The sequence below is a fragment of the Streptomyces sp. RLA123 genome, assembly GCF_056270165.1.
Genome location: NZ_JBWDOR010000003.1, coordinates 7,739,413 through 7,751,473, shown reverse-complemented (window position 1 = coordinate 7,751,473; position 12,061 = coordinate 7,739,413). Strand labels below are relative to the sequence as shown.

Genomic DNA, 12,061 nt, shown 5'->3' with positions numbered 1-12,061 from the left:
TGGCCGGGATAAAAAATGGATGTCCATTCATTATGATGGGCGGCATGCAGAACACACCCAGCCGCACCGCGCAGCACGTCGCGCTCTTCCGGGCCCTGGAGTCGGTACGCCGGGGACCGCGGCTGTTCACCGATCCCTACGCCGCCTCGTCGCTCGGCCCCGGCTACCGACTGGCCGTCGCGCTCGCCCGGCACACCGGGCTGACGAACGCCCTCGAACGGCGGATCGACAAGAGCTGGCCCGCCGGACCGCGCGCCTCGGCCGTGGTCCGCACCCGGCTGATCGACGACCTGGTGCGGGACGCCCTCACCCACGACACCCGCCAGCTGGTGCTCCTGGGCGCGGGATACGACAGCCGCGCCTTCCGCCTCGACGCGGCACGGACCGCCACCGTGTTCGAGGTCGACCACCCGGCGACCCAGACGGTCAAACACGCGCTGGTCACCGGCTGGGCCAGGACCGGCCGCCCCCACGACGACATCCGCTTCGTACCCGCCGACCTGATGCGGCAGGACCTGGGCCAGGCCCTGCGCCGCGCCGGCCTGCGGGACGACCCCACGGTGGTGGTGTGGGAGGGCGTCACGAACTACCTCGACGCGGCCTCGGTGCACACCACGCTCACCGCACTCGCCGCCACAACGGCACCCGGGAGCAGGATCGTCTTCACGTACATGGACCGCCGCGCCCTCGACGGCACGGGCGACTTCGCCGGAGTGGAGGAGTGGGCGGCCAGCGTGCGCGCTGCGGGCGAACCGTTCACCTTCGGATTCCTCCCGGACGAGCTCCCCGGCTACCTCACGGCCCGCGGGCTCACCCTCACCCTGGATCTCTCCGCACGGGACGCCGCAGCCCGCTACCTCGAACCACTGGGGCGCCACGAGCCGGCCGCGCCCTTCTACCGGATCGCCCAGGCGGAGGTGAAGTGATGCCCAAGGTCAGCGAGGAGCACCTCCGCAACCGGCGCGCCGACATCCTCGACGCCGCGGCCCGCTGTTTCGCCCGTGCGGGCTTCCATCGCACCACCATCCAGGACATCGCCAAGGAATCCGGTTTCAGCGCGGGCCTGATCTACCGCTACTTCGCCGACAAGGACGCCATGGTCGTCGCCATCTCGGACCAGTGGCACGAACGGCAGACCCGGCAACTGCACTTGGACGAACCCGGCCACCGCGACGCCGACGCCCTCGGCCGCGTGACCTCCGGATACCTGGACCTCCTGCGCGCGCTCGCCGGCCCGGCCGAACGGGAACGCGTGCAACTCGGCGTCCAGATCTGGGCGGAGGCGCTGCGCTCACCAAAGGTCCACGCGGTGGCACGTCAGGGCGTGGACGCGCCCCGCGAAACCATCACCGGCCTCCTCCACGCCGCGCGGGAACGCGGCGACCTGCCGTCGAACCTGCCGCCCGACGGGCTGGCGCGCGTCCTCATCGCCGTCTACCAGGGCCTGGCGCTGCAGACCGCCTGGGACCCCGAACTCGACAACGCGGCCTACGTCGAGGCGGTCCAGGGGCTCCTGGACGCGCTGACCTGATCCGCCGCCGCACCGGACGGCCCCGAGCGGGGCCCAGGCCGCACCGCAGCGCGCGCCCGGGAAGCCGATCACACATCCCGTACGATCCGCCCATGCACGTTTTGAGACGGTTTCGGATGCATGGGGGCCTCTACGGGCGGCGCGACCCGGTGCTCCTGTCTCCAGTGGCCCTCACCGTGGTGATCGGCCTCCTCGCGGTGTTCACCCCGCAGGACGTCCCCTTCAGCCGGCTGCTGCCGGCGGCGCCCGCGCTCGCCGCGTCGGTCTGGTCCGTCAGGGCGACCCTCGCACCCATCACCAGGTCCGCCGAGGTCGTCGGCTACTCGGCCAGAATCGCGTCTGCTGGAACCTCGAAGACGATCACGAGCCCGTCGCGCTCGTTGCCCTGCTCGCCAACGCGTGTGAAACCGAAGCCCGTGACGGTGGCCAAAGAGGCGTTGTTGTCGGATCGGACAGTGGCCCGCACGGTCCTGACACCCGGTTCGGCGGCGGCCCGGGCGAGCAGCGCCCTCAACATGGCGCGGGCATAGCCCTGGCGGCGGTACCCCGGCACCACTGTGTAGCCGACCTCGACCATGCCGGCCTCGTCCGGCGGTCCGTGGAAGCCGGCGTCCCCGACGACGGCCCCGTCCGGCTCGGACACCGCGGCCCGGGTGACCCAGGGCGCGGCAGACGGGTCTTCGGCGAGCTGGTCGGCCCGATAGCCGAAGATTGAGCGGGCCCGGTCGCAGACGAAGTATTCGTCAAGGGCGACCCCGGCCTCGGCGCTTCCGCCGGCGAGGTCACCGTCGGCAAGCGCCCGCAGTGCCTTCGCGCTGAGCTCGACGAAACGGACGCGTTTGGGTACGGGGAGAGGTTCGTTGTTCATCGCGGAGATGTTCACGCATCGCCGGAGGGCTGTCCACTGCTTTACGGCCCCGGCGGACACGATGGTCGTCCCGGTCGGGCCGTGCCATGAGAAGGGTCGCAGGGACGGGCGATGCCTGGGGCGAGGCCCATCTCGCGATCGCCTCACTCGTCTCCGACCGACCGAGCAGCGGCCCACCCGCCGCCCGGCGAGCGGCGGACCGGGCCGCGTCCGCGACAACGCCCTCTGATCCCCCGCCGGCCGGACCGCCAGGTCGGCACGCCCGGAGCTCGATTTCCCCCGAAACCGTAAGCCGCGCACGACAGACCGGGATGCACCGCCGTATGGCGCCGCCGGGCGTTCGTTCGATCGTGCTGGGGGAACTGCCGGCGGATGCTCCCGGGAGCCGGTGCCACGCGCACGCCGTGGCACCGGCTCCCAGGGCGTCACTTCAGGCCGAAGGCCCGGATGACGGTCTGCGAGACCGAACCCCCGGTGAGTGCCGTGGCGGTGGTGCGCAGCGACACGAACGCGGCCGAGGAGGGGGCGTTCAGGGTGGTGCTCCAGGTGCCCTTACGGTTCTTCAGGTCCTGCTGCTTCCAGGACGCCCCGTCGTCGTAGGAGACCTCGAGCCGGACCGAGGACACCGCGTCCTTCTCGGAGCTGCCGAGCACCGAGGGGGTGATGGAGACCTCCCCCTTGCGGCGCGACCTGCCTTCGGCGTCGAGATCGGTGCCGTAGTCGAGCTGCACCAGCGGCACGGTCCCCACCTGGGCCTTGCCCGACACGAAGTCCCACTCCGAGTGGGTCTTCGAGGAGTACGGGCTCAGCGCCGGGTCGCCGGCCGCGTCGACGACCAGCCGGTAGGGCAGCGACTCGGTCGGCAGGTCCCAGAGGTTGACGTACAGGCTGTCGGTCGTGACCAGCGTGGTGCCGCCCTGGAGCAGCGACGTGTGCGCGGTCATCCTCTCGCTCGCCGAGTTACCGCTGTGCGAGCTCTCGGAGTCGCCCCAGGCGGGGACGTAGAGCGAGAGCCCTGTCTCGTCACGCACCTCGGAGGCGGCCTCGGACATGCGCGGCCGCAGAACCGGGCCGAGCCAGCGCTCCTGCTGGGTGCTGCCCGGCCGGTAGGACGTGGGAGTGTTGCCGTTTCCCACCCAGCCGTCGGTACTCACGCCCTGCTGCCAGCGCACGTCGTCCCCAGCGGTCACCCAGTCCGTGCGCTTTCCGGGGACGGCCAGGTCCTCGGCGAAGGTGTACCCGGTGCTCCACTCGTACGCCGGGAAGTCCGTGCGACGCTCCGTGGCCATCAAGCCCTGCGGCTGGGCGAAGTCGAGGTCGATGCGGGCCAGGCCCTCCTTCTCCGCGTGGTAGGTCACGTCCTCGGGCACGGCACCCTTGTGGTACTTGACCAGGTCGTACAGGTACGAGGGATACGGATGGGCCGTCGCCTTCACGCGCGTCTTGCCGTTGCCGTTGCCCTTGGCGGTGATCCGGTCGATCAGCGCCTCGCCCTCGTCCTTGTTGACGGAGACCACGGGCACGTCGACGAGGGTGTGGTTGTCCGGCTCCCCGTACCAGGTGGACAGTCGTCCCACCCCGTCGTTCACCACGATCAGCAGCTCCGCGCCGGCCGCCTTCGCGGCGTGCGCCTGAAGCGCGGGCGTGACCTCGTCGCTGTGGCGCACCACCGCGACCTTGCCGCGGGCGGACACCTTCGCGAAGTCCTCGAAAGAACCGGTTCCGGCGAACACCGATCTCAGGTTGGTCTTGCCGTCCGGGAGGACGGCACCTCCGTCCTGCACCAGTGCGTCGTCGATCCGCTCGCCGTCGTAGGACAGCTCGAGCGGCGTCTCCACCGCCCGCAGGCGGGTGGTGAAGACGAACCCGCCGTGCCGCACCTTGGCGGTCGGCTGGGCCCAGACGCTGTCGTAACCCTTGCCGACGATGACGTTCTCCCGGACGGCGGTGTAGTCAACCGGGCTGGGTTCCGCGGAGGTGAAGGACCGGAAGAAGTCCAGCCGGGTGTCGACCAGCGTCGTGTCCTTCGGCGTGTCGGCCGTCACCTGGCGCGCCTTCGACGCGTCCAGGTCGACCTTCCGGTCCGCGGTGAGGTCGACCTCGGGGGCACTGAGCAGCGCGATGCCCCGGGAGTTCGGGCCGTGGGTGCCCTGGACGTCCGCGTAGGACACCACCGTGTAGGTGTCGGGCGGCAGGCGCAGGGAGAGCTTGCCGCTCTCGGGGATCTCGTACGGGGTCGAGGACAGGCGGGCGCCCTTGAGGTGGATCCAGCCGGCCGTCGGCTTGCCCGAGCGGTCCTTCATGGTGATGTCGAGGTTGTACCTCTCGGGCTCCATGCCCACGCCGGCGACCGTGTGGGCGACAATTGCGCCGTCGGCGTCGCGGGCGACGACCTGGGCGGTGTGGTTGCCCCGGGCGAGGCTGGACAGGTCCACGCCGACCTCCACCCCCGCGCTGCCGTGGGCGGGCACGGTGATCTGGCCGGCGGACAGGGAGAACGAGCGGTCGCCGGACGCGTCCGGCTCTACGGCGAGCCGCAGCGACACCGGCGCGTCCCCGGAGTTGGTGTACGTGATCTCCTGCTCGACGGAGCCGGTGGCCTCGTTCGGCCAGGGCAGGAAGCGGAAGACCGAGCCGGTCGCGGTGACCTGGGAGCGGACCGCGGCCGCCACGTCGACGCGTCCGCTGCCTCCCTGGTACGCGGTGAGGTACGGCGTGGGCTTGCTGGTGCTCATCAGAGCGTCCTTCAACTGGCGAGCCGTCCAGTCGGGATGCTTCTGCGCGAGCAGGACCGCGGCTCCGGTGACGTGCGGGGAGGCCATCGAGGTCCCGCTCATCGTGGTGTAGGAGCCCTCGCCGGTTCTCATGTACTGCGACCGGGCCGCGAGGACTCCCACGCCGGGCGCCGTCAGGTCGGGCTTGAGACCCTCGCTGCCGACCAGCGGGCCGATGAGGGAGAAGACCGCCAGCTGGTCCGCGGTGTCGACCGCGCCCACGGTCAGCGCGGCGTCAGCGGCGGCGGGGGAACCGATGGTGTACGGCGCGACCTGCGGGTGGGCGGCGCTGGTGTTGCCTGCGGAGACCACGAACAGCGTCCCCGTCTCAGCGCTCAGAGCGTTGAGGCTCTGGCTCATCGGGTCGGTGCCGTCACTGGCTTCGGGACTGCCGAGGCTCATGTTGACGACCCGGGCGTGCTGGGTGCGCGCGGCCCACTCCATACCGCTGATGACCCAGGACTCCTGGCCCTCACCCTCGTCTCCGAGCACCTTGCCGACCACCAGGTCGGCGCCGGGGGCCACGCCCTTCTCCTTACCGCCCGACGCGGCGCCGGTCCCGGCGACAGTGGAGGCGACGTGCGTCCCGTGGCCGACGCGGTCCTGCACGTCCTGGTCGGGGACGAAACTCTGGGTGCTGACGATACGGTTCTTCAGGTCCGGGTGTGCGGTGTCGGCGCCGGTGTCGAGCACCGCCACCTTGACCCCGGAACCCGTGTCGCCCGACTCCCAGACCTGCGGGGCGCCTATCTGGGCGGTGGTGTCGGCGAGTGTCGCCTTCGTCTTGCCGTCCAGCCAGATCTTGTCGATGCCGCCGGTGAACGACGGCTCGGCAGCGGCCTTCCGGGACCCGGCCGCCGCCTGCGCGGAAGTGCCGGTGCCGCCCGCCGTGAGCGCCGTCCAGGCGTCCGCCGCCTTCGAACGGTCGGCCGCGACGGCCTCGCCGCCGACGGACGGCAGTGCGCGTACGCTCTCCGCGCCGGGCAGGGGCGTGGCCGTGGTGCGCTTAGCCTTGGTCTCCCGTCCGGTGAGGATCAGGGGCAACTGCGGGGCGTGGGCGTCGTCGTAGCCCTGGGCTATGAGGCCGGTGACGTCGAAGAGGCGTTTGTCGAGTCGGTCCGCGGCCAGGTAGGCGAGCGCCTCGTCCGGGTAGACGTAGGTGTCGCCCCCCTCGGTGACGATGCGCACCGAACCGGCGCCTCCGGGACGGCGTTCGACGCTCAGCGTGTCGGGTCCGCCTCCCGCGTCAGGCGTGACGGTGACCTTGTCGCCGGTAATGAGCGTCACCGTCTTCGCCGGACCACCGGAACGGGCAGACGGGCCCTCCAGCCGCCCGGCCGGCACGGTAGCCCCCGCTGTGGCGGGGGTCAGGAGAGTGACGAATACGGCGGCGGTGGCGCACAGAGCCGCCCAGCTCCTTGTTCGAGCCGTGGGAAAGAACACTCTTCCTCCTTGCGATGTGTGATGGGCGGATTCGATCACACGCTCAAGATGTCGAACAAACCCTGCATGTATATGAAACATGCGCGAAACAAGGCAAGTTGACGTGCGCTCACCCGGCGATACGGCAACCGGCAAACGTGCCGGGTTCCGGGGGTGTCCAGAGAGTGAACGGGCTGCGTCTTCACGGCGCCCCGCGCTGGCGCGGGGCAGCTTCAAGTTCCCTATAGGAGTGGGCTGTTGGTGACGCCCAGAGCCAGATGGCGTGTTCGGGTGCGTCCCGGATCGCTCGGGTGGTCCTGGCGATGTCGTCGGCTCCCAGCGGCCGCAGTCCGCCGATGGCCGAGTTCCGCACGCTTCTACCGGTGGCAGGCCGGCGCCCAGGCCTGCCGGGCCGGTGCGCGAGCCGGCGCCGAGGCCGGGGCCCAGCAGGTTCCGTTGGTGGTCCTTGCGCAGGTCGAGGACTGTCCGGACGACCTGCAGGTCATGTCTTCGCCTGGAACCACGAGGACGACAGCCGCACCTGGGTCGCTCCGAGCCTGACCAAGTACCTCGAATGGTGGCTGACCGGGCGGATCACGTTGTAGTCCCACCACTCACAAGGGCCGCGAGGTCGCGATGACATGATCTCAACGTGCCTGGTGTGACCACTGCGTAGAGACGAGGCTGGGGAACACCGTCCGCGCGGGCACCATCACCCTCTCCGCCGCTCGCAGCGCGATCGGCACCTACTCGACCACGTTCCGCAGGCTACCGGCATTGCCGGTACATACCCCAGTACGTCCCACCATAAGGAGCCGCAATCGATGACGCCGGTGGCCGGCGATCCGCCCGGCGCCAACTGCGCGATACGGGGCCGGACATCGGGTGATGATAGGTCCAACACCCCTCATGGTGCGACCTGTCACACCTGGCGCCATTAAATCCACGGCGGCTCTCCGGATTCCGGACACATCCGTGGTGGACTCACCGGAGAATGCAAATCGGCACCTCTTTTGCGCTCTCTCAGCGTTGACATGAACACAAGATCTCTCCGCTAATGGACTCCCGGCGACCGCAGAAGTTCGCCCGTCGAGCCTTCATGAGTCGACGTTTCCTGTGATGACTGGGGAGTCGGACGTTGCGCATACCACACATATCCGGTCCACCACTCCGGAGGCCGGTGTCCACCGTGCTGGCCGTGCTCAGCGCGGCCGCGATGGCCGTCCTGGGTGTCCAGACACCGTCCCAGGCCGCGGCGCCCGCCGCCGTCGCCGCGACCTCACCCGCCGCCACGGCGGGCGTCGACGCGCCCTACGAGGCCGCCTGCGGCGCCGCCAGGAAGGGCGAGGCCACCTGCTACGCCCTGCGCCGCACCGATGTCACCGCGGCCAAGGGCCTGCGGAGGGCCGCGGCTCCGGGCGGGTTCGGGCCGGACGACCTGCGTTCGGCCTACAACCTCCCGGCGGGCGGCGGCGCCGGGCAGACCGTCGCCATCGTCGACGCCTTCGACGATCCGACCGCGGAGGAGGACCTGGCGGTCTACCGCGAGCAGTACGGCCTGCCGGCCTGCACCGCGGACAGCGGCTGCTTCAAGAAGGTCGACCAGCGCGGTGGCACCGACTACCCGCAGCCCGACCCGGGTTGGGCCGGGGAGATCTCCCTCGACCTCGACATGGTCTCCGCGATCGCTCCCAACGCCCACATCCTGCTCGTCGAGGCCGACAGCCCCGCCTTCGACGACCTCGGCGCCGCCGTCGACCGGGCGGTGGCGATGGGGGCCAAGTTCGTCTCCAACTCGTACGGCACCGACTACCGCTTCGGCAGCGGCGAGGACCCCTCCGGAACGGTGGGGCTCGACGTCCACTACAACCACCCCGGGGTCGCGATGGTCGCCTCCTCCGGTGACTACGGTTACGGCGTGTCCTACCCGGCCGCCTCGCCGTACGTGACCGCGGTGGGCGGCACCTCCCTGACCGCCGACGGCGGCACGGGCCGCGGCTGGTCCGAGTCCGCCTGGGACGGCGCCGGTTCCGGATGCTCGCTCTACGAGCCCAAGCCCGCCTTCCAGACCGACACGGGCTGCGCGAACCGGTCCGTCGCCGACGTCTCCGCGGTGGCCGACCCCGCCACCCCGGTCGCCGTGTACCAGACCTACGGCGGCAACGGCTGGGCGCAGTTCGGCGGCACCAGCGCGGGTTCGCCCATCATCGCCGCGGTCTACGCCAACGCCGGCGCCCCCGTCGCGGGCACCTACCCCAACTCCTACCCCTACGCCGCGGGTGGGGGCCTCCACGACGTGACCGACGGCAGCAACGGCTCCTGCGCCCCGGCCTACCTGTGCACCGGCGCCGCCGGCTACGACGGCCCGACCGGTCTGGGCACCCCCGACGGCCTGCGCGCCTTCCGCACCGGCCCGCACGGGACGCTGTCCGGCACCGTCACAGACCAGGCCACCGGCAAGCCCCTTGCCGGTGCCACCATCAGCGCGGGAAGTGACAACGTCACGCACAGCGGCGCCGACGGCCGCTACACCATCGGCCTCCCGGTGGCCACCTACGACGTCGCCGTCGACGCCTACGGCTACGCCACCGGCACCGCCGAGGACGTGACGGTCACCGAAGACGGCGGCCTCACGCGGGACTTCTCCTTGAGCCCGGTCCCCAGCCAGACCGTCACCGGCGCGGTGACCGACGGCTCCGGCCACGGCTGGCCGCTGTACGCCAGGATCACCGTGGACGGTGTCCCCGGCGGCCCGGTGTGGACGGACCCGGCCACCGGCGCCTTCACCCTCTCCCTCCCCCAGGGACGCCGGTACACCCTGCGCGCCGAGGCCTCACTGCCCGGATACACACCCGCCTCCAGGTCGGTCACCGTCACCGACGCCCCGCAGTCGCTGAAACTGTCGTTGCCCGCCGACCCCTGGAAGGCGACCGCGCCCGGCTACGCCGCGCATCTGTCCGGCGCCACCGAGCACTTCGCCTCGACCGACTCGGCCCCGGAGGGCTGGCGCGTCGTCAACGCCGACGGCACGACCGGCGGGTGGACCTTCGACGACCCGGGAGGGCGCGGCAACCAGACCGGCGGCGACGGCGCCTTCGCGATCGCGGACAACCCCACGATCGGCTCTGCCTACGACACCCAGCTGATCAGCCCCGCCTTCGACCTGACCGACGCGTCCGACCCGGAACTCGCCTTCGACGCCATGTACTGGGTGTCCGACAGCAAGGCCATCTCGGTCGACGCCAGTTCCGACGACGGCGCCACGTGGAAGTACCTGTGGACCGCGCCGGCGGGCTTCGTGGACCACGCCAGGGCGGAGATCCCGCTCACCGGCCTCGCCGGCAAGCGGGATGTCCGGGTGCGCTTCCACTTCGTCACCGAGTTCGCCTGGTGGTGGGGCGTCGACGACGTCTTCGTCGGCAACCGCGACTACACGGCCACCCCCGGTGGCCTCGTCACCGGTACGGTCTCCGACGCCAACACCGGCAAGGGTCTGGTCGGCTCCGGTGTCACCGTCAAGGACGTGCCGGGGGCGACCGCCACGACCGTCGCCACCCCCGAGGACCCCTCGCTCGGTGACGGGCTCTACCTCATGTTCTCGCCCGGTCTCGGCAAGCACGAGGTCGGCGCGGCGAGTCCCCGCTACACGGAGCTGACCAAGACCGTCACCATCGCGGCCGACAGCGCCGTCTCCGCCTCCTACAAGCTCAAGGCCGGGCAACTGACCGTGACGCCGGACTCCGTCGGCGCCACCGTCGGCTGGGGCAAGTCCGCCACCCGGAACCTGACGGTCAAGAACACCGGGGGCGCGCCCGTCACCGTGGCGGTCGGCGAACGGGCCGGCGGTTTCCATTCCCAGGCCCTCGGCGGCGCACCCCTCCAGACCGTCAAGGGGCACTTCTCCCCGCACGCGAGCAGGACCGGCTCGGCCCCGGCCGGGGCGAAGCCCACCGCCGCGCCGTCGGGCGACGCCTGGCAGACCGCCCCCGACCTCCCGGAGACGGTCCTCGGCAACGCGGTCGGCAGCTACGACGGCAAGGTCTACTCCGCCTTCGGCTACACCGGCTTCGACGTCACCAACGCGATGTACGCCCTGGACCCCGTCGTCGGCAGCTGGAGCCAGGTGGCCAGTGCGGCGGACCGCCGGGAGGCGCCCTCGGGCCAGTTCGTCGACGGCAGGTTCTACACCGTCGGCGGCTGGCTGCCGGACAACACCACCGATCCCAAGCTGGAGATCTACGACCCCGTCACCGACCGGTGGAGCACCGGCGCACCTGCGCCCGCGGCCTACGCGGGCCAGGGCAACGCCGCACTCGACGGCAAGCTGTACACCGTCGGCGGCTGCGACGAACGCTGCGGCACCGTCGAGGCGTACGCCTATGACCCGGACACCGACGCGTGGTCCCGGATCGCCGACTACCCGGAGAGGGTCTCCTGGGAGTCGTGCGGTGGCGTCAACGGCAAGCTCTACTGCGCCGGCGGTGAGGCCGACTCCCTCGGCGAGAGCAAGCACGCCTACGTCTACGACCCGGTCGCCGACGCCTGGACGGCGCTTCCCGACCTGCCGATCCCGCTGTGGAGTGCGTCGTCCACCGCGGCGAACGACCGGCTCGTGATCTCCAGCGGCATCAGCCGCGAGTCCCTCACCAACCAGGGCTTCGCCTACGACCCGCAGGCCGGCGCCTGGACCGCCCTGCCCAACGCCAACGTGGCCACGTACCGCGGCGGCGCCGCCCTCGGCCTCTACAAGATCGGCGGCGGAAGCGAGCCGTACACCCCGAGCAGCACCGTGGAACTACTGCCCGGATACGACCAGGGCGGCTCGACCGACGTCACATGGCTGGGGACGAGCACCCAGCACTTCACCCTGCAGCCCGGGGCGAGCACGACGGTCACCGTCACGCTGGACGCCTCGGTGCCGGAGATCGCGCAGCCGGGTGACTTCACCGCACAACTGGCCCTGGACAACGACACCCCGTACGGGATGCGGAAGGTCGCGGTGTCCCTGCACGTCGACCCGCCGAAGACCTGGGGCAAGATCACGGGCACCGTCCGGGGCATCCAGAGCGACGGCACGGCCAAGCCGCTGGCCGGCGCCACCGTCGAGATCGACGGCTGGGCGGCGAGCTACTCCCTGAGGACGGCCGCGGACGGCACGTACTCCTTGTGGCTCGACTCCCGCAACAACCCGCTCAGCGTCATCGTCGCCAAGGACGGCTACCGGCCGGTGGCCACCACCGTGAAGATCAAGAAGGGGGCGACCGTCACCGGCGACTTCACGCTCAAGAAGCAGTAACCGCCGGTCGACGGCGGCCAGGGGGCGGGCCGGTCCTTCGGGACCGGCCCGCCTCTGTCACAGCACGATCGTCCGTCCTCTCCGGCGGAACAGCCGCGGGCACGACCGGGCGGCAGCGCACAGGTACAGTGCGGCGTCGCCGGTGCGGCCGGGCAAGGGCGGGGCCGAGC

Annotated in this window: 5 protein-coding genes; 3 read left to right on the top strand and 2 right to left on the bottom strand. The window is 71.1% G+C overall.

Annotated elements, in window-relative coordinates; genetic code table 11:
- The first annotated feature begins 44 nt into the window (after nucleotides 1-44).
- A complete protein-coding gene (locus RV983_RS35425) occupies nucleotides 45-926 on the top strand; it encodes a class I SAM-dependent methyltransferase (RefSeq protein ID WP_475989806.1) in 882 nt (293 codons plus the stop codon).
- Nucleotides 926-1,531: a TetR/AcrR family transcriptional regulator gene (locus RV983_RS35420; RefSeq protein ID WP_475989805.1), complete on the top strand. Its 606-nt coding sequence runs from the start codon at nucleotides 926-928 to the stop codon at nucleotides 1,529-1,531. The genes RV983_RS35425 and RV983_RS35420 overlap by 1 nt, the downstream gene beginning before the upstream one ends.
- A 319-nt stretch (nucleotides 1,532-1,850) precedes the next feature.
- On the opposite strand, the gene RV983_RS35415 is transcribed toward RV983_RS35420, so the two are convergent.
- Complete coding sequence (locus tag RV983_RS35415) at nucleotides 1,851-2,399, bottom strand: GNAT family N-acetyltransferase (RefSeq protein WP_475989804.1); 549 nt, start codon at nucleotides 2,397-2,399, stop codon at nucleotides 1,851-1,853.
- A 425-nt stretch (nucleotides 2,400-2,824) separates the two neighbouring features.
- Nucleotides 2,825-6,460, bottom strand: coding sequence for a S8 family serine peptidase (locus tag RV983_RS35410; protein WP_475989803.1), 3,636 nt, complete (start codon nucleotides 6,458-6,460; stop codon nucleotides 2,825-2,827).
- A 1,351-nt stretch (nucleotides 6,461-7,811) separates the two neighbouring features.
- Between RV983_RS35410 and RV983_RS35405 the strand changes: the two genes are divergently transcribed.
- Nucleotides 7,812-11,891: a carboxypeptidase regulatory-like domain-containing protein gene (locus tag RV983_RS35405; protein WP_475990553.1), complete on the top strand. Its 4,080-nt coding sequence runs from the start codon at nucleotides 7,812-7,814 to the stop codon at nucleotides 11,889-11,891.
- Nucleotides 11,892-12,061: the final 170 nt, after the last annotated feature.